22 protein-coding genes and 1 pseudogene are annotated in these 24,175 nt (G+C 70.0%); 9 read left to right on the top strand and 14 right to left on the bottom strand.

The genetic code is table 11. The annotated features are described in order from the left end of the window. Positions 1 to 2: 2 nt before the first annotated feature. Positions 3 to 1,382 carry a GntP family permease gene (locus J2Y69_RS03140; protein WP_310017448.1) on the bottom strand — a complete coding sequence of 460 codons (1,380 nt, stop codon included), beginning with the start codon at positions 1,380 to 1,382 and terminating at the stop codon, positions 3 to 5. A 192-nt stretch (positions 1,383 to 1,574) separates the two neighbouring features. Here J2Y69_RS03140 and J2Y69_RS03135 point away from each other — a divergent pair, with 192 nt between their 5' ends. The 7 genes and pseudogenes from J2Y69_RS03135 to J2Y69_RS03105 all read left to right on the top strand — a co-directional run bounded on the left by J2Y69_RS03135 (position 1,575) and on the right by J2Y69_RS03105 (position 5,433). Further along, entirely contained in the window at positions 1,575 to 2,294 is a 720-nt protein-coding gene (locus J2Y69_RS03135; protein WP_310017446.1) for a FadR/GntR family transcriptional regulator, read from the top strand. 92 nt (positions 2,295 to 2,386) lie between these two features. Next, entirely contained in the window at positions 2,387 to 3,013 is a 627-nt protein-coding gene (locus tag J2Y69_RS03130) for a flavin reductase family protein (RefSeq protein WP_310017444.1), read from the top strand. Next, on the top strand, positions 3,010 to 3,756 hold the full coding sequence (locus J2Y69_RS03125; protein ID WP_310017441.1) for an ArsR/SmtB family transcription factor: 747 nt from the start codon (positions 3,010 to 3,012) through the stop codon (positions 3,754 to 3,756). The genes J2Y69_RS03130 and J2Y69_RS03125 overlap by 4 nt, the downstream gene beginning before the upstream one ends. 9 nt (positions 3,757 to 3,765) lie before the next feature. Beyond that, positions 3,766 to 4,158: pseudogene (locus J2Y69_RS03120) on the top strand (GNAT family N-acetyltransferase); the annotation flags it as partial. Positions 4,159 to 4,284: 126 nt separating this feature from the next. Then, positions 4,285 to 4,635, top strand: coding sequence for a metallopeptidase family protein (locus tag J2Y69_RS03115; RefSeq protein ID WP_310017767.1), 351 nt, complete (start codon positions 4,285 to 4,287; stop codon positions 4,633 to 4,635). After that, entirely contained in the window at positions 4,632 to 4,928 is a 297-nt protein-coding gene (gene clpS / locus J2Y69_RS03110; RefSeq protein WP_310017439.1) for an ATP-dependent Clp protease adapter ClpS, read from the top strand. The genes J2Y69_RS03115 and clpS overlap by 4 nt, the downstream gene beginning before the upstream one ends. A gap of 16 nt (positions 4,929 to 4,944) precedes the next feature. Next, a complete protein-coding gene (locus J2Y69_RS03105; RefSeq protein ID WP_310017437.1) occupies positions 4,945 to 5,433 on the top strand; it encodes a DUF2017 family protein in 489 nt (162 codons plus the stop codon). On the opposite strand, the gene J2Y69_RS03100 is transcribed toward J2Y69_RS03105, so the two are convergent. The 13 genes from J2Y69_RS03100 to gatC all read right to left on the bottom strand — a co-directional run bounded on the left by J2Y69_RS03100 (position 5,382) and on the right by gatC (position 20,453). After that, a complete protein-coding gene (locus tag J2Y69_RS03100) occupies positions 5,382 to 6,338 on the bottom strand; it encodes an ROK family protein (protein ID WP_310017436.1) in 957 nt (318 codons plus the stop codon). The genes J2Y69_RS03105 and J2Y69_RS03100 overlap by 52 nt on opposite strands. A 19-nt stretch (positions 6,339 to 6,357) precedes the next feature. Next, positions 6,358 to 8,088 carry an ABC transporter ATP-binding protein gene (locus J2Y69_RS03095; RefSeq protein WP_310017435.1) on the bottom strand — a complete coding sequence of 577 codons (1,731 nt, stop codon included), beginning with the start codon at positions 8,086 to 8,088 and terminating at the stop codon, positions 6,358 to 6,360. After that, positions 8,085 to 8,969 carry an ABC transporter permease gene (locus J2Y69_RS03090; protein ID WP_310017433.1) on the bottom strand — a complete coding sequence of 295 codons (885 nt, stop codon included), beginning with the start codon at positions 8,967 to 8,969 and terminating at the stop codon, positions 8,085 to 8,087. Before J2Y69_RS03090 ends, J2Y69_RS03095 begins: the two co-directional genes overlap by 4 nt. Then, positions 8,966 to 9,979, bottom strand: a complete 1,014-nt coding sequence (locus J2Y69_RS03085) for an ABC transporter permease (protein WP_310017432.1) — start codon at positions 9,977 to 9,979, stop codon at positions 8,966 to 8,968. Before J2Y69_RS03085 ends, J2Y69_RS03090 begins: the two co-directional genes overlap by 4 nt. Before the next feature lie 13 nt (positions 9,980 to 9,992). Next, positions 9,993 to 11,804: a peptide ABC transporter substrate-binding protein gene (locus J2Y69_RS03080; protein WP_310017430.1), complete on the bottom strand. Its 1,812-nt coding sequence runs from the start codon at positions 11,802 to 11,804 to the stop codon at positions 9,993 to 9,995. Positions 11,805 to 11,946: 142 nt separating this feature from the next. Beyond that, positions 11,947 to 13,428 (bottom strand): M81 family metallopeptidase, encoded by a 1,482-nt coding sequence (locus tag J2Y69_RS03075; protein ID WP_310017427.1) that lies wholly within the window; start codon positions 13,426 to 13,428, stop codon positions 11,947 to 11,949. Positions 13,429 to 13,486: 58 nt separating this feature from the next. After that, positions 13,487 to 14,695, bottom strand: coding sequence for an ROK family transcriptional regulator (locus tag J2Y69_RS03070; RefSeq protein WP_310017425.1), 1,209 nt, complete (start codon positions 14,693 to 14,695; stop codon positions 13,487 to 13,489). 96 nt (positions 14,696 to 14,791) lie between these two features. Continuing rightward, positions 14,792 to 15,373, bottom strand: coding sequence for a nucleoside/nucleotide kinase family protein (locus tag J2Y69_RS03065; protein WP_310017423.1), 582 nt, complete (start codon positions 15,371 to 15,373; stop codon positions 14,792 to 14,794). Beyond that, on the bottom strand, positions 15,357 to 15,692 hold the full coding sequence (locus tag J2Y69_RS03060; protein WP_310017421.1) for a hypothetical protein: 336 nt from the start codon (positions 15,690 to 15,692) through the stop codon (positions 15,357 to 15,359). Before J2Y69_RS03060 ends, J2Y69_RS03065 begins: the two co-directional genes overlap by 17 nt. 53 nt (positions 15,693 to 15,745) lie before the next feature. Beyond that, the gene (gene dinB / locus J2Y69_RS03055; protein ID WP_310017419.1) at positions 15,746 to 16,999 is read right to left on the bottom strand and encodes a DNA polymerase IV; all 1,254 of its coding nucleotides are present in this window, start codon (positions 16,997 to 16,999) and stop codon (positions 15,746 to 15,748) included. Between the two features lie 99 nt (positions 17,000 to 17,098). After that, complete coding sequence (gene gatB, locus J2Y69_RS03050) at positions 17,099 to 18,622, bottom strand: Asp-tRNA(Asn)/Glu-tRNA(Gln) amidotransferase subunit GatB (RefSeq protein ID WP_310017417.1); 1,524 nt, start codon at positions 18,620 to 18,622, stop codon at positions 17,099 to 17,101. After that, complete coding sequence (gene gatA / locus J2Y69_RS03045; protein ID WP_310017415.1) at positions 18,622 to 20,139, bottom strand: Asp-tRNA(Asn)/Glu-tRNA(Gln) amidotransferase subunit GatA; 1,518 nt, start codon at positions 20,137 to 20,139, stop codon at positions 18,622 to 18,624. Before gatA ends, gatB begins: the two co-directional genes overlap by 1 nt. Before the next feature lie 14 nt (positions 20,140 to 20,153). Next, complete coding sequence (gene gatC / locus J2Y69_RS03040; RefSeq protein WP_310017413.1) at positions 20,154 to 20,453, bottom strand: Asp-tRNA(Asn)/Glu-tRNA(Gln) amidotransferase subunit GatC; 300 nt, start codon at positions 20,451 to 20,453, stop codon at positions 20,154 to 20,156. A 60-nt stretch (positions 20,454 to 20,513) separates the two neighbouring features. Here gatC and J2Y69_RS03035 point away from each other — a divergent pair, with 60 nt between their 5' ends. Further along, positions 20,514 to 22,214 carry a long-chain-fatty-acid--CoA ligase gene (locus tag J2Y69_RS03035; protein ID WP_310017411.1) on the top strand — a complete coding sequence of 567 codons (1,701 nt, stop codon included), beginning with the start codon at positions 20,514 to 20,516 and terminating at the stop codon, positions 22,212 to 22,214. Between the two features lie 90 nt (positions 22,215 to 22,304). Beyond that, complete coding sequence (locus J2Y69_RS03030; protein ID WP_396653026.1) at positions 22,305 to 24,164, top strand: DEAD/DEAH box helicase; 1,860 nt, start codon at positions 22,305 to 22,307, stop codon at positions 24,162 to 24,164. Positions 24,165 to 24,175: the final 11 nt, after the last annotated feature.

Raw genomic sequence — 24,175 nt, 5'->3', positions numbered from 1 at the left:
CGTCAGACCACCATGTCCAGCAGCAGCACGCCGACGAGGCCGACGACGGAGATCAGGCACTCCAGCACGGTCCAGGTCTTGAACGTCTGCGGGAGGTTCGTGCCGAGATACTGCTTGACGAGCCAGAAGCCGGCGTCGTTGACATGCGAGAGGAACACCGATCCCGAGCCGATCGCGAGCACGAGGAGGGCGACCTCCGGTCCGGGGAGCGTCGCGGCGGCCGAGGTCATCAGACCCGCTGCCGTGATCGTCGCGATCGTGGCGGAGCCGGTGGCGACGCGCACGAGCACGGCGACGATCCACCCGAGCAGCAGCACCGAGATGCCGCTGTCGAGCACGGCCCTGGTGATGACCTCGCCGATACCGGTGTCGATGAGAACCTGCTTGAAGGCGCCGCCCGCACCGACGATGAGAAGGATCCCCGCGATCGGCGGGAGACTGCTCTCGAGTGAGTGCGCGACCGCGGCGCGGTTCATCCTGCCGCCGGCGCCCAGCACGAAGATGCCGAAGATCAGGGTGATCAGCAGCGCGATCGTCGGGGTGCCGAGGAAGTCGACGACGACCTTCCACGCGTCCGTCGACTCGGGCGCGCCGACCGCCGCCAGCGCCTTGCCCATCATCAGGATGACTGGCAGGAGGATGCTGGCGAGCGCCGCGCCGAACGAGGGGCGCGGACGCTTCGTGACGTCCTCGCCCTTGTCCTCCGCCGTGAGGAACATGTCCGGAACCGCGACCGGCGCCCACCGGGCGGCGAAGCCACTGAAGACGGGACCGGCGATGATGATGGTCGGGATCGCGATGATCACGCCGAACGCGAGCGTGAGGCCGAGATTCGCGCCGAGCGCGTCGATGGCGATGAGCGGGCCGGGGTGCGGAGGCACGAGGCCGTGCATCGCGGAGAGACCGGCGAGGGTAGGGATCGCGATCTTCATGAGCGCGACGCCCGAACGACGTGCCACCAGGATGATCACGGGGATCAGCAGGACGAGGCCGATCTCGAAGAACATCGGCAGGCCGATCACCGCACCGACGACGCCCATCGTCCAGGGCAGGGCGCGAGCGCTGGACCGGGCGACCAGGGTGTCGACGACCCGGTCGGCGCCGCCGGAGTCGGCGAGCAGCTTGCCGAACATCGCGCCGAGCGCGATGAGCACGCCGACGCCGCCCATCGTCGAGCCGAAACCGGTGGAGAAGCTGGTGAGCGCCTGCCCCGTGGCCATCCCCGCGCCGATGCCGACGCCGAGGGCGCCGATCGTGAGGGCGAGGAAGGGGTGGACCTTCAGCCAGGTGATCAGCACGATGATCACGGCGAAGCCGATGATCGCGGCGATGATCAGCTGCACATCAGGGCCGACCGGGACGATCGGCGCGGGAGCAGCCATCGGCGGAAGCGTCAAGGGAACCATCATTGTTCCTCCCGGGAGGGAAGCACTGCACGAGAGCCACGGTGCTTCGTCTGATATTTGAAAGTACAGTAACCGTATAATCCTATTATTGCAATCATGAGGGTTGAAATCATCATATTTTGATGCCCCGGCGGCGCAAACATCGGTCTTTCCTCGTACTCTGGGCTCATGTCCCAGAACGCGCTGCACGACGTGATCGTCGAGCGATGGGGCGCCGACATCGGCGCCGGCCGTCGCGCGCCCGGCAGCCGGATCGTCATGGACGAAGCGGTCTCCGAGTTCGATGCCTCCCGCGGCGCGATCCGCGAGGCGGTCCGCGTGCTCGAGTCGCTCGGCCTTGTGGTCTCGCGTCAGCGCGTCGGCATCCTGGTGCAGCCGCCGGAGGCCTGGAGCCCCTACGACGAGAGGGTGCTGCGCTGGCGTCTCGACGGGCCAGGACGTGCGGACCTGCTGCAGAGCCTGAGCGAGTTGCGCGCCGCGGTCGAACCGGTCGCGGCACGCCTCGCCGCGAAGCACGCGACCCCCGAGCAGTGCGGTGCGCTCACTGCGTCCGTGATCGGGATGGCCTCGACCTCACGCTCCGCCGACACCGATGAGTACCTCGCGCACGACATCGCCTTCCATACGACGCTGCTCCAGGCATCGCGCAACGTCATGCTCAGCAGCCTCTCGCCGATCGTCGTGGCCGTGCTCGAAGGACGCACTCACCACGCGCTGATGCCGGGTGTCGCCGATCCGGAGGCATTGCGCCTGCACGGCGAGGTCGCCGCGGGCGTGCAAGCCGGCGATGCCGAGCTCGCGGAGAGCGCGATGCGGGCGATCGTCGCCGAGTCGTCCGAGGCGATGGAGTCCATCCACGGCGGCCGCTCGGAGCCCGCTCCCGAGTGATCGGCTCCGCTCCGCGGCCCGGCAACAGGCCGCAGCGGCAGGGTTCCAACCGTTCGGACGACGGCGAACCATGCGCGCGGGAGGGTGGATGCATGCACATCACCCAGGAGACCGCGCTCCCCGTCCTGTACTTCGGAACCCCCGTGGTGCTCCTCACCACGGTCAACCCGGACGGGACATCCAACATCAGCCCTCTCTCCTCCGCCTGGGCACTGGATGACCGCTACCTTCTCGGACTCGGCACGGACGGCCAGGCGTACGCGAATCTGCAGCGCCTTCCCGAGCTCGTCATCAATCTGCCCTCTGCGCAGCTCGTCGCCGCGGTCGAGGCCATCGCGCCCACGACCGGCCGATCCCCCGTGCCCGCGCACAAGACGCCCCACTACCGTCACATCGCCGACAAGTGGACGCTCGGAAGCCTCACCGCCGTCGAGTCGCGGGATGTGACGCCTCCTCGGATCATGGAGTGCCCTGCGCAGATGGAGGCACGCGTCGTGCAGTGCGTCCCGATCGCCGGCGGAGCAGCCGTCGCGGTCGAGGCCGAGGTCCTGCGGGTGCACGTCCACGAGACGATCCTCGACCCGGCACGACCGCATCGCATCGACACCGACAGATGGCAGCCGCTCTACTACACGTTCCGTCGCTACTTCGCGCAGGGGGAGCACCTCGGGGCCAACTTCCGCGAGCCCCTGCTCGACTCGTCTACCGTGAACCCGTGAGCATCGATCCGCACTCCGTCGCGCAGCTGGGCTCCGCCATCGGCAACCCGGCGCGCGTCGCCATGTGCCTGGCGATGCTCGACGGACGCGCATGGACCGCCGGCGAGCTGGCCCGCGTGGCCGGCGTCGCGAAGTCGACGGCGTCGGAACACCTCACCGCGCTCCTGGAGGCGGATCTGGTGACCATCCGGAAGCAGAGACGCCACGCCTACGTCTGCCTCGCATCGCCCGAGGCTGCGCACCTCATCGAGGCCGCGGCCTCCTACGCCGGGACGCCGGCGCCCGTGAACTCGATGCGGACAGCGACCGCGCGGGACGATCTGGCCGCCGCCCGCACCTGCTACGACCACCTCGCCGGTGCGCTCGGGGTCGCGCTGTTCGACGCCCTCGTCGACCGAGACCTCCTCTCCGTCGACGACGGCCTGACCGTGACCGCCGAAGGCCGCTCCTTCTTCGCCGAGCTCGGCGGCCCCGGAGCACTCGTGTCCCCCACGCGTCGCCCCCTGGTGAAGACCTGCCTCGACTGGACCGAACGCCGCTCGCACCTCGCCGGCCATCTGGGCGGCGCACTGCTGCGCACCTTCGTCGACCGCGCCTGGGTCGCACCGAGGTCCACACCGCGCGCGCTGACGGTGACAGCGGCCGGACTCGACGCGCTCCGGACGATCTTCGGCGTGGAGACCGACGTCTGGCCCCCTCACCGTCTCGACGAACACGGGGGCAACGCCGTCGGCGCTCGGTAGCATCGAAGCATGCCCTCCTTCGTCCGTACCCCGACCGAGGCGGACCTGGATCGCCTGGCCGGCATCGAGCGCGCCGCGGACGAGGTGTTCGCCGCGTCGTTCGGCGACGTCGACTGGGGAACCCCTCCGAGCGGACATGAGCGCGCGGCCGATCGGGGCTTCCTCCTCGTCGCCGCCGAAGAGGAGGGCGGCGAGGCCGTCGGGTTCGTCCACGTCCTCGAGCCCACGGGCTTCGCGCACCTCGAGCAGCTGTCCGTCGATCCGGCGCATTCCCGCCGCGGTCACGGCCGGGAGCTGGTCGAGGCGGCGCTCGACGAGGCCGCCGAACGGGGACACACGACCGTGACCCTCCGGACCTATGCGGATGTCCCCTGGAACGCTCCGTTCTACCGCTCCATCGGCTTCGTCGACGCACCGGCGCCGTCGCCCGACGACGTGTTCCACCGCGGACTCGTGGAGACGGAGGAGCGACTGGGGCTCGCCCGCCACGGCGACCGGATCCTCATGAGGATCCGCCTCTCCCCCACGATGAAGGACATGGGCGCAGAGGAGTTCGAGGCCCTGGTCGTCGCCGAGCTCGACCTGCTCCCCGATGACATGGTCGAGGGCCTCGACAACGTCGTCTTCGTCGTCGAGGACCGCCCGGAGGACGGGAGCCTTGATCTGCTCGGCCTCTACGACGGCCTGGCGTTGACCGAGCGGGGCGGCTACGGCATGGGCGAGCTGCCCGATCGCATCGTCGTCTATCGAGAGCCGCACCTGATGCAGTGCAGGAACATGGACGACCTGCGCGACGAGGTCCACACGACCCTCGTGCACGAGATCGCGCACTACTACGGCATCGACGACGCGCAGCTGCACGAGATGGGGTGGGCATGAGCACTCCTCTCCTCGTGCCGGGGACCGACGAGCAGACCGACCTGCGCTCGGCGCCCGCCCACCCCTGGCAGCTCGTCGTCTGGGACGATCCCGTGAACCTGATGAGCTATGTGGTCCGTGTGTTCCGGACCTACTTCGGGTACTCCCAGGACGCCTCGACACGGCTCATGCTCGCCGTGCACAACGAAGGACACGCCGTGGTGGCGACCGGCCCGCGGGAGACCATGGAGGTCCATGCACAGGCCATGCACGACTACGGCCTCTGGGCGACCGTGCGGAGCGGCGATGAATGACGGAATGGATGACCCTGTGAACGACCGCATCGTGCTCCTGCCCCTCGCCCGCATCGAGGGCCGGCATCTCGCCGATCTGATCGAGCAGTTCCTCGGGCTGCTCGCCGATCCCGATGCCGACGCGGAGGTCGACCCCGGTCTCCGCCGGCTCACGCCCGTGGTCTATCCCGATGACGCGGAGGCGTCAGCGGAGTTCGCCCGCGCGACCTCCGACGATCTCCTGGACCGACGCGCTGCGGACGCGCGGATCGTGCGCGCGGGCCTCCAGCGTTTCGTCGACGGCTCCGGTGACGACGGCGACCCGCTCGACGTGGTCATCGCCGACGCCGACCTGGACGCCTGGCTGCGCACCCTCAACGCGCTGCGCCTCATCATCGCCTCCCGGCTCGGGATCGAGAGCGACACCGACCACGATGCCGAGGACCCGCGGTTCGGCGTGTACGACTGGCTCGGCTACCGATTGGACGGACTCATCGAGGCGGCGGAGTCCCCTGACCGGGACTGACGCACCGCGTCGAGGGCGATCCGTACCGCGCCGTGAGCCCCGGCCCAGCCGCCGAGCGTCGCCGGACGGATCGGCGGCACCCGGTGGAACGTCGCCTCCGCGGCCACACGCTCCGCGGTCAGGGTCACCAGTCGATGCGGTGCGGATGCGAGCCCGCCACCGATGACGATGCAACCAGGGTCCACCAGGGCGCTGAGCGTCAGGACCGCCTCGGAGAGCGCGGCGACGGCGTTGCGGACGACGTGGCGAGCCGTCTCGACGCCCTCCTCGTACGCGTGGAGGAGATCCTCGACGCCGCCCGTGCCGCCGACCCTGTGCCATGCCGCCGCGAGCGCCGGAGCGCCGACGACCGTCTCCAGACAGCCGTTGCGCCCGCAGGAGCAGGGGGCGCCGGGGTTGTCGACGGAGATGTGACCGAGCTCCCCCGCCGAGCCGTGCGCTCCGCCGGACAGGCGCCCGCCGACGATGTGGGCACCGGCGATCCCGGTCCCCAACGCCAGGACGAACACATCGTCCCTTCCGCTCCCCGCACCCCACGACGCCTCGGCGAGTGCGGCGGCGTGCCCGTCGTTGACGACGCGCACGGGGAGCCCGGAGCCGTCGGAGAGGACCGCGGCGAGAGGATGCCCGTCAAGGGCGGGTACGTTCGAGGAGCGGATCACGACTCCGTCCTCGTCGACGATGCCGGGGACCGACACCGTGACGGCCGACAGCTCCTCCCCCGCGGCGAACTCGGCGATCAGCTCCTGAAGGCCCGACAGCGGGTCGTGCTTGGGCGTCGGGCGACGCTCCTGTCGCACCACGCGGGGCACCGCGTCCGGCCGGGCATCGGCATCGGCCTCGACGAGCAGGCACTTGACGCTCGACCCGCCGACGTCCAGCCCCAGGACCCTCGCGACGCTCACAGGGACGCGGCCGGCGCGCTCACGCGTGCACCGCCAGCCGCGCCTCCCGGCGCTGCGCCTGCGCGTCGGGATCGGGAACCGGCACCGAGGCCAGCAGCCTCCTGCTGTACTCGTGCCGCGGAGCGAGCAGCACCTGGTCGGCGGGTCCCGTCTCGACGATCTCGCCGCGGAGCATGATCGCCACGTGGTCCGAGATCTCGTGTACGACCGCGAGGTCGTGGCTGATGAACAGACAGGCGAAGCGGAACCTCTCCTGCAGCGTGCGCAGCACCTCCAGGACCGCGGCCTGCACTGAGACGTCGAGAGCCGAGGTCGGCTCGTCCGCGATGATCAGCTCCGGATCCAGAGCGATGGCCCTGGCGAGCCCGATCCTCTGGCGTTGCCCGCCGGAGAGCTCGTGCGGATAGCGGCTCGCGTAGGCGGCGGGGAGCTCGACGGCCTCGAGGAGCTCGGCGACGCGCGCCGCCCGCTCCCGCGCGGAACGAGGACGGACTCGGCGCTGGACGAGCATCGGCTCGGAGATCGCCTCGCCCACGGTCATCCGGGGATCAAGGCTCGAACCCGGGTCCTGGAAGATCGTACCGACCCGCCCGCGCAGTGCGCGCTCCTCGCGACGGGAGACCCCGCCACGCCCGACTTTCCGGCCGAACAGGTGCATCTCACCGTCGGACAGCGGAAGGAGGCCGAGGGCCGCCCGCCCGAGCGTGGACTTGCCGGATCCCGATTCGCCGACGAGCCCGAGGATCTCCCCGGCGCCGATCGCGAGGCTCACCCCGTCGAGCGCCCGGAAGGAGCGTCCGCCCCGCCGGTAGGTCACGGCGACGCCGGAGAGCTCCAGAACAGGAGAGGACGCAGGATCCGACACGGGATCGGAGACGGGGTCGGAGGCGAGCGCGGAGACAGGCGCGGAAGCGGAATCGGTTCGCGCCTCGGCATCGATCGTCCCGGTGAAGGACGCCGCATCCGGCAGCGTCGGCACCGCGCTGAGGAGTCGCCGGGTGTACTCCTCGCGAGGGCGGAGGAGGACATCCCGCGTCTCGCCCACCTCGACCATGCTGCCGCGCAGCATCACGGCGACCCGGTCCGCGATGTCCGCGACCACGCCCATGTTGTGCGTGACGAGCAGGAACGCGGTCCCCGACTCCTTCGCCAGCGTGCGGATGAGATCAAGGATCTCCGCCTGCATGGTCACGTCGAGCGCCGTCGTGGGCTCGTCGGCGATGATGAGCGCGGGCTCGCAGGCCAGGGCGATCGCGATCACCACCCGCTGCCGCTGGCCGCCGGACAGCTCGTGGGGATAGCTCCGCGCCCGCCGCTCCGGCTCAGGGATGCCGACTCGCGTCAGCAGGTCGACGGCACGCGTCCAGGCGTCCGCCTTGGAGGACGCCTGGTGGTTGAGGAGTGCCTCGGTGATCTGGTCGCCGATGCGCATGCTCGGGTTCAGAGCGGTCATCGGCTCCTGGAAGACCATGGAGATCTCCGCGCCGCGCACGCCGTTCATCGCGCGTTCGTCGAGGCCGAGGAGGTCACGGTCACCGAGGACCACCGACCCCGAGATCGCCGCCGTGCGCGGGAGGAGCCCGAGCACGGCCATCGCGGTGACGGACTTCCCCGAGCCCGACTCGCCGACGAGGGCGAGCACCTCGCCCGCACGCACGTCGAGGTCGATGCCCTTGACGGCCTGGACCGGCCCGTCGTCGGTCTGGAATTCGACGCGGAGATCGCGGATCTCCAGCAGCGATGCGCTCATGCGTTGCGTCCCTTCACGTCGAAGAAGTCCCTGAGGCCGTCGCCGATGCTGTTGAAGGCGCAGACGGTGAGCACGATGCAGAAGCCCGCGGGGAAGATCAGCCACCACGCCCCGGCGTAGGTGTAGGTGATGCCGGAGGTGAGCATCGCGCCCCAGTCGGTCGCCGGCTTCTGCAGGCCCATCCCGAGGAAGGAGATGTAGGCGACCAGGAGGATCGCGTCCGCGACCTGGAAGGTCGCGTTCACCACGATCGTGCCGACGGTGTTCGGCACGATGTGCCGCAGCACCGCGCGGCTGTGGGTGCCGCCCATCGCGCGGAGCGCCAGGACGTACTCACGGGACTTCAGCGAGATCGACTCCGCGCGCACCAGCCGGGCGGGCACCAGCCACGACACCAGACCGATGACGACGATCATCAGGGGGACGCTCGGCCGCATGATCGCGGAGAGGATCAGCAGGAGGAAGGTCGCGGGGATCGCGATCCCCGCATCGACGACGCGCATCATGACCGCGTCCACGGCTCCTCCCACGTACCCGGCGATCGCGCCCCAGAGGGTTCCGATGACCGTCGCGAGGACGCCGGCGGCGAGCCCGATGAGGATGGAGATCTGCCCGCCGGTCATGAGGCGACCGAGCACGTCGTACCCGACGTCGTCCGTTCCCAGCAGGTGCCCGGCCGTTCCGGGCGGGAGCATCGTGTTCTTGAGGTCCGTGTGGATCTGATCCGTCGGGTACATCAGCGGCCCGAGGAAGCAGAAGACGAGGAACAGCGCGATCGTCACGATGCCGAAGACGGCGAGGCGGTTGTGCAGGAACCGGCGCAGTCCCCGTTGCCGGGGCGAGAGGATCCGCGACGTCGTCGTGGTTGTGGTGGCGGTCACGAGAGCTCCCCTCGGGTGCGCGGGTCGAGCAGCGCCTGGATGATGTCGGCGAGAAGGGATCCGATGACCGTCGCGACGGCGATGACCATGATGCATCCCAGGAGGACCGGATAGTCGGAGGTCTGCGCGGACGTCCAGAACAGCAGCCCCATGCCGGGGTAGTTGAACAGGGACTCGACGACGATCATGCCGCCGAACATCACGGGCAGGTAGTAGCCGAGCATGGCGATCACGGGCGTGAGGGAGTTGCGCACGACGTGCCGAGTGATCACCACGGGGACCGGTGTGCCCTTCGCCCGCGCGGTGCGGACGTAGTCCTCGGAGAGGTTGTCGATCGTCGCCGAGCGCATGTACCGGGAGAAGGTGGCGATGATGCCCAACGCCGCCGTCACCACCGGGAGCACGAGTCCCGCCGGCTTCGCGAGGACGTCCAGGACCGTGTCGCCCTGAGGCGCCTGGGCCGGCACGAGACGCAGCCACTGGGCGAAGACGACCACGAGGATCAGCCCGAGGAAGAACGACGGCGTGGAGTAGACGATGAAGTTCCAGGTGGTGATGATGTAGTCCGCCGCCTTGCCGCGCCGGACGGCCTGGAAGATGCCCATCGGGATGGCGATCACGAGGGCGACCAGCATCGAGATGAGCGCGAGCATCAGGGTCTTCGGGAGGCGCTGACCGATCGCATCGGCGACCGGCCGGTTCAGCTTGAAGGAGTCGCCGAGATCACCGCGCAGCAGCTGCGCGACGAAGTTGAGGTACTGCTGCCACACCGGCAGATCGAAGCCGTTCTCACGGTTGAAGGCGTCGATCTGCTCCTGCGTGGCCTGCATCCCGAGGACGCCGACGGCCGGCCCCTCGGGAAGCGCGAGGTGGAGCAGGGCGAACACGATCAGGGTCACCAGGAGGATCACGATCACTCCCTGGCCTATCCGCCTCAGCAGATACCACCAGAAGCGGGATCCGCTCGGTGTCCGGGTCTTCGCGCTCTGCGCCTGCTCCACCACGCTCATGTGCCGCTCCGGCCTACTTCTTCTCGGTCCAGGACCAGCGCTGCGGCAGGAAAGACGCACCGGGGTCCTGGTTGGCGACATCGAGCCCGTCGCGGACGACGGACACCTGGTACACCGGGTTCGGCATCCACATCACCGGCAGGTCGGCGGCGAGCAGCGCCGAGTACTTCTTGCCGATCTCCGGGTCGGTCGAGAACGCCATCGCCTGGACGAGCTCCTCGGCCTGCGGGTTGTCGTACTGGCCGGCGTTCCACTTGGTGTCACGCGCGAAGACGCGCTCGCCCGTGGCGTACGGCGGGAAGTACCAGCTGCCGGCGGTGCCGAAGAACGCGAGCTCCCAGGTGCAGGTGGAGCCGCTCTTGCACTCCTGGGCCTGCGAGAGGACGCTGTCCAGGGGCTTCGCGTCGATCGTCATCTTGACGCCGATCTTCCCCAGCGAGGACTGGATCTCGGCCATCATGTTGTCGGTCTCCTGCGAGCCGTTCTGGGTCGTGACGACGATCTCAGCCTTGGTGCCGGCGGCGATGCCCTCGCCGCACTGGTCGGCGCCCGCTCCGGCGTTCGCGCATTCGAGGGTTCCGTCCCCGCCCTTCTTCCAACCGTGGTCGGCGAAGAGCTTGGCGGCGGTGTCGAGGTCGAACGGGTACGGGTTGTTCTTCTGCTCGTCCGACAGGCTGGTCGACTCCGCGGTCTGCGGGATCGGGCCGTAGTCCGGGGTGGCGGCGCCGTGCCAGATCACCTCGGAGATGGTCTCCTGGTCGACCGCATGCTGGAGCGCCTGGCGGATGTAGAGCTGCTTGTAGAAGGAGCCCTTCTCCGGGTTGGCGAAGTTGTACGGCATGTACGTGATCGACCAGCCCTTCCACGGCTCGACCTGGTATCCGAGATCCGTGAACTGCTTCTCGTTCTCCAGCTGCGAGCTGCTGATGTAGCCGTAGTCGACGTCGCCGGAGCGCACGACGTTCATCTCCGCGTCGGCGGAGGTGAACGGCAGGAAGGTCACGTTGGCGATCGACGGCTTGTCCTCGCCGGTGTACTTCTCGTTCGCGGTGAGCTCGACCTGGCCGGAGTCGGACCAGCTCTTGACCGTGTAGGGGCCGGCGACGGTCTGCCACAGCGGGTTGGTGGCGTAGGTCTTCATGTCCTTCGCCTCGCTGAACAGGTAGTCCAGCACCTCCGCGGCACCGGCGGCGTCGCGGTCGGCATCGCCGACCTTGCCGTCCGCGCTGGACTTGTCCCACACGTGCTGGGGCATCGGGTAGACCAGGCTGAGCTGGTTGCCGAGCAGGAACTCGTCGTTGTAGACCTTGTCCATCGTCAGCGAGAAGGTCTTCTCGTCGACGGTGGTGAACGCGACGATGTTGTCGGGGATCATCCCCTGCGAGTATCCGCCGGTCTTCTCCTTGTTGAACCGGACGAGGTTGTACCAGAACTCGACATCGCGCGACGAGACCGGCTTGCCGTCGGACCAGCTGAGGTCCTTCAGGGTGATGGTGATCGTGCGGTGGTCCTCGGAGAACTCGTAGGACTCGGCCGCCGAGGCCTTCTTGTCCCAGCCCATCTCGCCGTCGACCCCGTTGTACTCGAAGAGCCGCGGCCACATGGTCGCCTTGATGGCGCTGTTGTGGGTCGCCATCTTGTCCGGGGCGGCGATCGGAAGGATCCAGTTCGGTCCGGTGCCCACCTGGAGCGCGAAGCTGACCGAGTCCTTCTTCTCGCCGCCGGCGACGTCGCCGCCCGCCGCGCAGGCGGTGAGGGCCAGTGCTGCCACCGCGAGCGCGCCCAGAGGGGCGAGCATCCGGCGACGCAACGTGTGCGTGCGCATCAAACCTCCTTGTCAGAGCGCCACGTTTCAGATCATTTATTCAACGTGTGACGCACTTTTCATCCTGGTCGAAGTAAGTGTTCATCAACGACCACAGCTATTACGTTTCAGTAACAGACTTTGAACGATTTCGAACGAAGTCTCAAGGAACAAGCTCAGCGGAGAGATCCGGCGCGGCGGCGAACTCGTCGAAGGGCGCCATCGGACGCGGGATCCGGTGATGCCCCAGCCGATTCAGATCCTGATCCACCCCTCCGGGGGTGAGCGCCAGCGTCCAGCCGCGCTGGATCGCGTACAGCTCCGGCTCGAGGTAGCCGATCTTGGTGACGACGATCTGCGCCGACGCGGGATCGAGGCCGATGGAGGTGAAGTCGCCGACGTCGTGATAGGCCTTGCGGAACTCCGTGACGATGACGTGGAGCCCGCCGACCCGGATGACCGCGACTCCCCCGGCGTCCACATCGCCCTCGTGGAGACTGTGCAGCACGCCCTCCACCCGGACCGGTCCGCGCGGGCCGTGGTCCACGCGCGCACCCACCTCGACCGAGACCGGGGCCCCGACCACATGCCTGCGCAGCTCCTCGACCGCGCCCCGGTCGAACTCGGACGCGCAGAGCGTGACGGGAGCGCCCTGCGCCGTCAGCTCCGGCATGGCGAGGAGCTCGCCGAGCGTCCAGGTGACGTCCCCAGTGCCGCCGGCGCCCGGATTGTCCCCCGAGTCGCTGATGAAGTACGGGGTCTCCGTCGCCGCGAGCCCTGCGGCGACGCCCTCGGCGAGCGTGCCAGGAGGCCCGACGAAGACGAAGTCGTCACGGACATCCCAGAACGCCCGTGCGAGCTCCTCGGCGGCGGACGATGTCGCGGCCTCGTCATGGCCGGTCACGACGACCGTCGCGTGGCAGCGCGGCTCGTCGGCCCAGGCGTACCCGATCCAGATCGCGGCGTCGACGATCCCCGTCCGCGACTCGATCTCGGGGATGCGCGCGTAGAGGCTCCTCGCCGGCTCGACGCGGGTGCTCGTCTTCTCCCCCGGCAGGAGGATCGGCACCCGCACCCAGGCCTTGTGGGGCACGGCGTCGCCCTCGAGCGCCTCCACCAGGTTGCGGATCGCCCGGTCCCTCGTCTCCGCGGTGTCCTCATGCGGCGCGAGCCGGTAGCAGGTGATCAGGTTGACGTTCTCGATGAGGGCGCGGGAGACGTTGCCGTGGAGGTCCATCGAGGCCGAGACGACCGCGTCCGGGCCGATGACGCCGCGGATCGCCGCGATCAGGTCGCCCTCGGCGTCATCCATGCCGACCACGCTCATCGCGCCGTGGATGTCGAAGAAGAGGCCGTCGAGGGGTGCGTCCTCGACGAGCGCGGACAGGCCGTCGAGGATCCTGGCCTTGATGCCCTCGTACACCTCGGGGAGCACCGCGCCGCCCGGGATCGATCGCGCATGGTAGACGCCGTGCCACTCCGCGCGGTCGATGAGCTCGCCCTCCCGCAGTGCGTCGTAGCGGTCGATGAGTGCGGCACCCTCCAGACGATGGAAGTCCCGCTCCCCCGCGCGGTGCGGGGAGAAGGTGCTGGACTCGATGGCCATGCCGGCGATGGCGATGCGGGGACGGGTCTGAGAGGTCACCCCTTCAGACTAATCCAGCGATCGAACGCAAGAAGCGCACTTCCTGCGATTCTCGAATTTATGGGACGCGCGAGACCGACGCCTCCCCGAGCGCCGCATCGATCGAGGCGGGATCCAGGAGACGCTCCAGCATCTCCCAGCCCACTCCGCGCACGCCGGCGAGCACCCCGGCCTTGCTGACCCGGATCTCCAGGACATCGGTCGACATCGGCAGGCACAGCGTGTAGAGCGCCTGCCGGACACCGGCGACGAAGGCGTCCGCAGAGGACAGCCGCCCGCCGAGCGTGAGCACCTGGGGGTTGAAGAAGTTGATGATCGTCGCGAGCACCTCGCCGGTCCGCGCACCCGCCTCGCGCAGCAGCGCCGTCGCCTTGGCGTGGGCGTTCTGAGCCATCTCCAGGACGTCGTCCACCGTCTCCACCGCCTCGCCTGCCTCGCGAAGGGCGTCGACGATCGCGTTCCCGCTCGCGACGACATCGAGGCAGCCGACCCGCCCGCAGGAGCAGATCACCGGAGGGGCGTCGTGCAGGGCGACGTGGCTGATGTCCCCCGCCACCCCGCGGAACCCCCGATAGACAGCGCCGTCCAGGACGATGCCGCAGCCGATGCCGCTCCCCGCCTTCACGAAGACGAGCTGCTGCGCGTCGCTGCCGCTCTCCAGGTACTCGCCGAGCGCCATCGCGTTCGCGTCGTTCTCGATGATCGCGGGGAGCCCGGTCACCGACTCCAGGACGTCGCGCACGTCCACGCCGTTCCAGCCCGGCATCCGCATCGGGGCCAGGAGCCGAGAGGTGCGGACGTCCACGGGCCCGGGGAGGCCCATCGCGATCCCGTCGACCCGTGGCGAGCCCGCCTCGGCGACGAGCGCCTGCGTCTGTGTCCACACGTTGCGCACCACGCCCTCGACACCGGCGAGGAGCGAGATCTCCTCGGTCGTGGAGGCGATCACCTCGCCACGGCGGTCGAGGAGCCCGACGGTCGCATGCCGCTCCCCCAGATCGACCGCGGCGACGACCGACTCGTTCGCCTTCACCGCGAGCATCCGCGGGCGCCGGCCGCCGCGGGACTCGCCTCGGCCCGTCTCCTCCAGATAGCCGTGGGCGATCAGCGCATCGACGCGGAGGGACACCGTCGATGCCGACAGGCCGGTGACCCTGGCGAGGTCCGCCCGGGAGGACGCCTTGGCCCGGCGGACGAGATGGAAGAGCTCACCGGCGGTGGTTGAGGCGTGCGGAATGGCCTGCATGTTCCCTCCCAGGATCGACATCGAACGATCTTAGTTCGCTCATAGGAGGAACAGGGGTCGCGACGCGAGGATGACATCATGAGTCGACGCGATCCCGTCGATGCGATCACGCGATCGTCACGGGATGTCGATCAGCAGCGTTGCCAGCTCTCGTGGCCGGTCCCGGCGCAGGTGCGTCTCCTCCTGCGCCGCCCACCGGTCCCAATGCGGACGGAACGCGTCGCCGTCCCGTCCGAGCGCCCGCGCCTTACGGCTGCGCTCCGGCGACTCGACCCAGACCCGGACATCGGCGATTCGCGCGGTCCTCGGGGTCAGCGCCCCGCATCCTTCGAGGATCACGCCTCTCGCCGGATCGATCGCATGGCTCTCGGCGTAGGCCCCGGCCTCCCAGTCGTAGCGCTGCCAGGTGCCGACCGTCCCCCTCCCGTGCGGACGGAGGATCCAGTCGTACGCGTTCGCGACGCCCTCCGCCAGCCCGCCCCATCCCGGGTAGAGGGAGTCGAGCGCGACGGGCTGGACATCCGTCGTCAGGGGCCAGTGCTCGGCGAGCAGGCGGGCGATGGTCGTCTTGCCCGCGCCGCTGCGCCCATCGATCAGGACGACGGGGTTGGACGTGGAGACGGAGTGGACGGCGGCACGCATCCGCGCCACGCCGTCCCGAAGCGCCTCCGCGACCGGATCGTCACTTCTTGAGGACACGGATGATGCGAGCGATCGCCCGTCCGGCGACCCAGACAAACGGGATCGCCACAGCGAGCAGCGAGACGAAGTTGGGCTCGAAGCGGAGTCCCTCCTCGCGTCGGACGTACACGCCCAGCGGGATCGCGAAACCGCCACCACCGCCACCGCTCGCGTCGCCCGAGGCGCCGGCCGCGTCGATCCCGCCGCCGCCGAAGCCCGACATCGTCAGCGCCACGGGGGTGAAATGCGCCCCGTCGACCTCCTGGGTCTCTCCATAGGCGCTCTTCACGCCGAGCGATGCGGCGTTCTTTCCCAGTTCGAGTGCGATGTGCGGCATGGACCCACGCTAACCCACCCGGCGCGGGGACGGGGGCCGATTCTGCACCGAAGTCAGTCCAGGCCGTGCGCCCGGGGGTGCTGCGGCGCCCCGCGTCCGTCACCGGCGCCCAGATGTCGGGCGCGGGTGATCATCGTGCTGCCGAACCTCGCGCGCGCATCGTCCACGGCGCCCTCCACGCTTCGCCAATCGGCATCGTCGTCCCACAACGCCATCCCCGCGCCGGTCGTCCTCAGACGCTCGGCGCGCACGCCGATCAGCCGGACCGGATCCCTGCGCTCGACCGCCTCGAACAGGGTCCGCGCCACCTCGCCGATGCGCTGCCCGACCGACGTCGGCTCGGCGAGCGTCTGCGACCGGCTCAGCGTCTTGAAATCCGAGAACCGCACCTTGATCGCCACACCCGCCGCCTCCCAGTCGGCCTTCCGCAACCGCGCCGCGACCCGATCGGCCAGGCGCAGCAGCTCCGACCTCAACAGCTCCCGATCGACGACATCGCGCTCGAAGGTCTCCTCATGACCGACGCTCTTCTCCACCCGCGCCGTGTCCACCGCACGCGGGTCCCTCCCCTCGGCGAGCTCCCGGAGCCTGGTCGCCAGAGCCGGGCCCACCGCGCGGTCCAGCGCCGGCTCGGAGGCGGTGCGGATGTCTGCGATCAGGCGGATGCCCCGCGACTCCAGCGCCTCCGCGGCCTTCGGGCCCACACCCCACATGGCGCGCACGGGCCTCGGCGCGAGGAAGTCCCGGGTGTACGCCTCGGCGATGACCAGCACACCGTCGGGCTTGGCGAGGGTGGAGGCCATCTTCGCAACGTGCTTGGTCGCCGCCGCCCCCACGCTGCAGGTGATGCCGACCTCCTCCACGATCCGACGACGGATCAGCCGGGCGATCTCCGCCGGGCCGCCCCAGAGGCGGCGGACGCCCCGCACGTCCAGGAAGGCCTCATCGATCGACAGCGGCTCGACGAGCGGGGTGATCGACTCGAAGATCTCCATGACCTGACGGGAGACCGCCTGATAGCGCCGGAAGTCGGGCGGGACGATGCGGGCGGAGGGGCACAGCCGGATCGCCTGGGCGACGGGCATGGCCGAGCGGACGCCGAAGCGACGCGCCTCATAGGACGCGCTGGAGACGACCGAGCGGCCGTCGGGAGAGCCGATGATCAGCGGAAGCCCGCGCAGTGACGGATCGTGGAGCACCTCGACCGCCGCGTAGAACGCGTCCATGTCGACGTGCAGGATCCCGGCGCCGGTGTCGTCGACGTCGTCGGGCGAGACGATCCGCCCCGATCCATCGCCACGTCCCATGCGTCCATTCTCGCCGAGGCCGGGGACATTCCGGTCGGGCGTCCGGATTCCGGGGCCCGCTGCCGCGGAACAGCGCAGCGGACCCCGGAACGCACCGGATCAGGAACCGGCGGAGGCTGCCCGCTCGAGGATCAGCTCACGCACGCGGGCGGCGTCGGCCTGACCCTTCATCGCCTTCATGACCGCGCCGATGATCGCGCCGGCGGCCTGGACCTTGCCGTCCTGGATCTTGGCGAGGACGTCGGGCTGAGCGGCCAGGGCGTCGTCGATCGCGGCGATGAGCGCGCCGTCGTCGGACACCACGGCGAGGCCGCGTCCGTCGACGACCTCCTGCGGGGTCCCCTCGCCGGCGATCACGCCCTCCAGCACCTGGCGCGCGAGCTTGTCGGTCAGCGTCCCCTCGTCGATCAGCCGCTGGAGGGCCGCGACGTTCTCCGGGCTCACCAGATCGGCCGGCTCACGCTCCTGCGCGTTGGCCACCCGGGTGATCTCACCCGTCCACCACTTGCGTGCGGCGGCAGGTGCGGCACCGGCGGCGATCGTCGCCTCGACCTCGTCGAGGAGCCCGCCGTTGCGCACGTCCTGGAGCTCCAGGTCGGTGAAGCCCCACGCGGCCTTGAGGCGACGACGACGGGCCACCGGCTGCTCGGGCAGCGCCGCACGCAGCTCTTCCACCAGCTCGGCGGCGGGCTGCACGGGAAGCAGGTCGGGCTCGGGGAAGTAGCGGTAGTCGTCGGCGTCGGACTTCGGACGACCGGGGGACGTCGTCCCCGTGTCCTCATGCCAGTGCCGCGTCTCCTGGATGATCGTGCCGCCGTCGGCGAGGATCTGCGCCTGGCGCTGGATCTCGTACCGCACCGCGCGCTCGACCGAGCGCAGGGAGTTGACGTTCTTCGTCTCGGTGCGCGTGCCCAGCTTCTCCTGGCCGCGCGGGCGGAGCGACACGTTCGCGTCGCAGCGCAGGTTCCCCCGCTCCAGACGCGCCTCCGAGATGCCGAGGGCGCGGACGATGTCGCGGATCGCGGCGACGTAGGCCTTGGCGATCTCGGGCGCACGGCCTTCGGCTCCGAAGATGGGCTTGGTCACGATCTCCACCAGGGGGACGCCGGCGCGGTTGTAGTCGACCAGCGAGTACTCCGCCCCCTGGATCCGCCCCGCGGCGCCGCCCATGTGCGTGAGCTTGCCCGCGTCCTCCTCCATGTGCGCGCGCTCGACCGGGATCGTCAGGAGCGTGCCGTCCTCCAGCTCCACCTCGACCGACCCCTCGGCCGCGATCGGCTCGTCGTACTGGGAGATCTGGTAGTTCTTGCCGAGGTCGGGGTAGAAGTAGTTCTTCCGCGCGAACCGGCTCGACGCGGCGATCGAGCAGCCGAGCGCGAGGCCCAGGCTGATCGAGGAGCGGATCGCCGTGGCGTTCACGACCGGGAGGGATCCGGGAAGGCCCAGGTCCACGGGCGAGATGAGCGTGTTGGGAGCGGCGCCGTGGAACTCTTCGTGTGCCGGGTTCGGCGCGTCCGAGAACATCTTGGTGCGCGTGTTCAGCTCGACGTGCACCTCGAAGCCGAGCACCGGCTCGAACATCTCGATGGCCCGATCGAAGTCCATGAGCGTGGGCTTGGCCATCAGCGGTTCCCTCCTGCGAGCTCGGGGGCGCGGTCCAGCAGCGGGCCGCCCCAGGAATCCACGAGCGCCGACTCCAGCGCGGCGCCCACCCGGTAGAGCCGGGCATCCTCGCGCGCCGGTGCGAGGAACTGGATGCCGACGGGCAGTCCGTCCTCGGCGGCGAGACCCGACGGGATGGAGATCCCGGGGACGCCTGCGAGGTTCGCGGGAATCGTGGTCAGGTCGTTCAGGTACATCTGGAGCGGGTCGTCGATCTTCTCCCCCAGCCGGAACGCCGTGGTCGGCGCCGACGGGGTGGCGATCACGTCCACCTCGGCGAAGGCCGCGTCGAAGTCGCGCTGGATGAGGGTGCGCACCTTCTGCGCGCTGCCGTAGTACGCGTCGTAGTAGCCGGCCGACAGCGCGTAGGTGCCGAGGATGATGCGGCGCTTGACCTCGGGGCCGAAACCGGCCTCGCGGGTCGCCGACATGACGTCCTCCACGGTCGGGTTCCCCTCGGGGATGACCCGCAGCCCGAAGCGCACCGAGTCGAACTTCGCGAGGTTGCTCGACGCCTCCGCCGGGAGGATCAGGTAGTACGCCGCGACGCCGTACTCGAAGTGCGGAGCCGAGATCTCGACGATCTCCGCGCCGTTCGCCTCCATCATCGCCAGCGCCTCGCGGAAGGAGGTCGCGACCCCCGGCTGGAAGCCGGAGTCGGGCAGCTCGCGGATGACGCCGACCTTGAGGCCCTTGAGCGCCTCGCCCGTCGCCCCCTCTCGCGCGGCGGCGGCGAAGGACGGCCAGGCGTCGGGCAGCGAGGTGGAGTCGCGGGGGTCGTGCCCGCCGATGATGTCGTGCAGGAGCCCTGCATCGAGGACCGTCCGGGTCACGGGGCCGACCTGGTCCAAGCTCGAGGCGAGGGCGATCGCGCCGTAGCGGCTCACCCCTCCGTACGTGGGCTTGACGCCCACGGTGCCCGTCACGTGCGCGGGCTGGCGGATCGAGCCGCCGGTGTCGGACCCGAGCGCCAGCGGGGCCTCGAAGGCAGCGACCGCCGCTGCGGACCCGCCGCCGGAGCCGCCGGGGATCCGGTCGAGGTCCCACGGGTTGTGCGTCGGCCCGTAGGCGGAGTGCTCGGTCGAGGAGCCCATCGCGAACTCGTCCATGTTGGTCTTGCCCAGCGGCACGAGGCCGGCAGCGCGGGATCGGGCGACCACGGTCGCGTCGAAGGGCGAGAGATAGCCCTCGAGGATCCGTGAGCCGCTGGTCGAGGGCTGGTCGGTGGTGACCAGCACGTCCTTGATCGCCAGCGGCACGCCGGCGAGCGGCCCCTGCTCCTCGCCCGCGGCGCGGCGCCGGTCGACGTCGGCTGCGGCGTCCAGCGCCGCCCCGTTCACGTGGAGGAACGCGTGGACGTCGCCGTCGACCGCGGCGATGCGGTCCAGGTGTGCCGTCGTCGCCTCGACGCTGGAGACGTCGCCCGCGGCGATCCTCGCGCCGAGCTCCGCGGCCGTCCAACGGATGATCTCGTTCACAGTCCCACGCTCCGTCACTGTTCTTCTCCGAGGATCGCGGTCACGCGGAAGCGGTCGTCCGCGGAGTCGGGGGCGTTCTGCAGCACCTGCTCGATCGTGAGCGGCTGCCCCACCTCGTCGGGGCGGAAGACGTTGCTCAGCGGGATCGGGTGGCTCGTCGCCGCGATGTCGGGCGTCGCGACCTCCGACACCTTCGCGATGTTGTCGACGATGGCGTCGAGCTGACCGGTCAGCTGCGTCACCTCGTCGTCGTCGAGCTGGATGCGCGCGAGCACGCCGAGATGGCGCACGAGATCGGGGGTGATTTCAGACACCTCCCCAGTCTAGGAGAGGAGGCCGGGTCCCACGTTCGCGAAAGGAATAGGCTGTGGGCCATGACGACGTTCGTTCCCCCGCGTCCGTGGACGGCAAGCTATGCGGAAGGCGTTCCGGAGGATCTGGCGGAGGTGGACGGGTCGCTCGTCGACATCGTCGCCGCGTCCGCCCGCGACTACCCGGACGCTCCCGCCCTCCAGTTCTTCGGCCGTGAGACGACCTACGCCCACCTCCAGGAGGCGATCGACCGCGCCGCCGCGGGCCTCCGCGACCTCGGCGTCCGCGCCGGGGACCCGGTCGCGATCGTGCTCCCCAACTGCCCGCAGCACATCATCGCCTTCTACGCGGTCCTCCGGCTCGGCGCGATCGTCGTCGAGCACAACCCGCTGTACACCCCGCGCGAGCTGCGCAAGCAGTTCGAGGACCACGGCGCGACGCACGCGATCGTCTGGAACAAGGTCGTCGCGACCGTCCAGGACCTCCCCGCGGATCTCGCCGTCACGAACCTCATCTCGGTGGACGTCACCCGGGCGATGCCCGCCCTCACCCGCCTCGCCCTGCGCCTCCCGGTCGCGAAGGCCCGCGCGTCCCGTGACGCGCTGACCGCACCGGTCCGCGGGACGGTGGTCTGGGAGTCGCTGCTCCGCACGGATCCGCTCCCGCCGACGCATCCTCGCCCCCAGACCGACGACCTCGCGATCATCCAGTACACCTCCGGGACGACGGGGACGCCCAAGGGCGCGTCGCTCACCCACCGGAACCTGCTCGCGAACGCGGCCCAGGCGCGGGCGTGGGTCCCCTCGATCACCCGCGGCGACGGATGCGTCGTCTACGCGGTCCTGCCGATGTTCCACGCCTACGGACTGACGCTCTGCCTGACCTTCGCGATGTCCATGGGCGCCCGGTTGGTGCTCTTCCCGAAGTTCGACCCCGACATGGTGCTGGAGGTCGCGAAGAAGCACCCCGCGACCTTCCTCCCCCTGGTCCCGCCGATCGCGGAGCGGCTGCTGCGCAGGGCCACGGAGACGGGCGTGTCTCTCGCCGGCACCGAGGTCGCGATCTCCGGGGCGATGGCGCTGCCGCACGAGCTCGTCGTCCCGTTCGAGGAGGCGTCCGGGGGCTTCCTCGTCGAGGGCTACGGCCTCAGCGAGTGCTCGCCGGTGCTGATGGCGAACCCTGTGGCCGCAAACCGTGTGCCCGGGACCGTCGGACTCCCCCTGCCCGGCACCGAGTGCCGGGTCGTGGACCCCGATGAGCCGGACAAGGACGTCGAGCCGGGCTCCCCCGGCGAGCTGATCGTCCGCGGTCCGCAGGTGTTCTCCGGCTACTACGGCAAGCCCGAGGAGACCGAGGCGGTGTTCGTGGACGGCTGGTTCCGGACCGGCGACATCGTCACGGTCGACGAGGACGGGTTCATCCGGATCGTGGACAGGATCAAGGAGCTCATCATCACCGGCGGCTTCAACGTCGCCCCGACCGAGGTCGAGGGCGTGCTGCGTCAGCACCCCGACGTCCTCGACGCGGCCGTCGTGGGGCTCCCCAACGAGCACTCCGGCGAGGAGGTCGTCGCCGCGATCGTCGTGGACGGCGGCAAGGATGTGGACGTCGAGGCGATCCGGGAGTTCGCCCGCGGGATCCTGACGCCGTACAAGGTTCCGCGGCGCGTGTTCGTGGTGGACGAGCTGCCGACCTCGCTCATCGGGAAGGTGCTGCGCCGCCAGGTCCGCGAACGTCTCCTCGCCCTCACCTCCGGGAGCTGACGCCGTGCAGGGGACGCCCGTCGCCCGCTGAGCCGCGCGTCGTCGTCCCCGGAACCCCCGGGAGAGAGGTCGAGGCGCTACGGTTGGGAAGTGACTCCTGACGATGCGCTGACGACCGATGCTCCCGATGAGGTCCTCGGCGACGCTCCCCCCGCCTCCGGGTTCGACGATCTCGGCCTCACCGGCCCCGTCCTGAAGACCGTCAAGGATCTCGGCTACGAGACGCCGTCGCCGATCCAGGCGGCGACCATCCCGCTGCTGCTCCAGGGGCGCGACGTGATCGGCATGGCGCAGACCGGCACCGGCAAGACCGCGGCCTTCGCCCTCCCGGTGCTGGAGCGGCTCGACCTCGCGCAGAAGTCACCGCAGGCGCTCGTGCTCGCCCCGACCCGCGAGCTGGCGCTGCAGGTGTGCGAGGCGTTCGAGGCGTACGCGGCGCGGATGAAGGGCGTCCACGTCCTCCCCGTCTACGGCGGCCAGGGATACGGCGTGCAGCTGTCCGCGCTCCGTCGCGGCGTGCACATCATCGTCGGCACGCCCGGCCGGATCATGGACCACCTGGCGAAGGGCACGCTGGACCTCTCCGAGCTGAAGTACCTCGTGCTGGACGAGGCCGACGAGATGCTGAAGATGGGATTCGCCGAGGACGTCGAGCAGATCCTCGCGCAGACCCCGGCCGAGAAGCAGGTCGCGCTCTTCTCCGCGACCATGCCCGCCCAGATCCGCCGCCTCGCGCAGAAGTACCTGCACGAGCCGGAGCAGATCTCGATCACCTCCAAGACCGCGACGAACGCCAACATCACCCAGCGCTACCTCGTCGTCTCCTACGCGCAGAAGGTGGACGCCCTCACGCGCATCCTCGAGGTGGAGAACTTCGACGGGATGATCGTCTTCGTCCGGACGAAGAACGAGACCGAGACGCTCGCCGAGAAGCTGCGCGCACGCGGGTACTCTGCCGCCGCCATCAACGGCGACGTCGCCCAGGTGCAGCGCGAGCGCACGGTCGGCCACCTCAAGGACGGCAAGCTCGACATCCTCGTCGCCACCGATGTCGCGGCGCGCGGCCTGGACGTCGAGCGCATCAGCCACGTCGTCAACTTCGACATCCCCACTGACACCGAGTCCTACGTGCACCGGATCGGGCGCACCGGCCGTGCCGGGCGTTCGGGCGACGCGATCAGCTTCATCACGCCGCGCGAGCGCTACCTCCTCGCGCACATCGAGAAGGCGACGCGGCAGCGCCCCGACCAGATGCAGCTACCGAGCACCGACGACGTCAACAGCACCCGCCTCGCGCGATTCGACGACGCCATCACCGCCGCCCTCGAGGAGTCGGCACGCGTCGCCGGCTTCCGCGACATCATCGCCCACTACGTCCGCCACCACGACGTCCCCGAGGGCGACGTCGCCGCGGCGCTCGCGATCGTCGCCCAGGGCGAGACCCCGCTGCTCCTCGACCCCGAGAACGACCCCCTCGCGAAGGCGGTCGCCGTCGACGGCGCACCGCGGAAGGCGCAGGCCGACCGCGGAACCCGGGAGCCTCGTGCCCCGCGGCGCGGACGCGAGGACTACGCCCCCTACCGCATCGAGGTCGGCCGCCGTCATCGCGTCGAGCCCCGCCAGATCGTCGGCGCCCTGGCCAACGAGGGCGGCCTCGGACGGGACGACTTCGGCGCGATCACGATCCGCCCCGACTTCTCGATCGTCGAGCTCCCCGCGCGCATGGACCCCTCGGTCCTGGAGCGACTGCGCGACACTCGGATCTCCGGCCGGCTCATCGAGATCGCCCCGGACTCGGGGCGTCCCGGCGGACGTGGCCGCTCCCGTGACGACGCGGGTCCCCGGCGCACGGACACACGACCGTACCGCGAGGCTCCCCGGGACGACCGTCGCCCGGAGAACGGACCCGAAGAGGATCGCCCCGCCCGTAAGCCGCGCCACAAGCGCTGAGCTGCGCGGTC

This window comes from Microbacterium resistens, from assembly GCF_031456305.1.
GTDB classification, from domain to species: Bacteria; Actinomycetota; Actinomycetes; order Actinomycetales; family Microbacteriaceae; genus Microbacterium; species Microbacterium resistens_A.
This window is presented reverse-complemented; position numbering and strand designations above follow the sequence as displayed.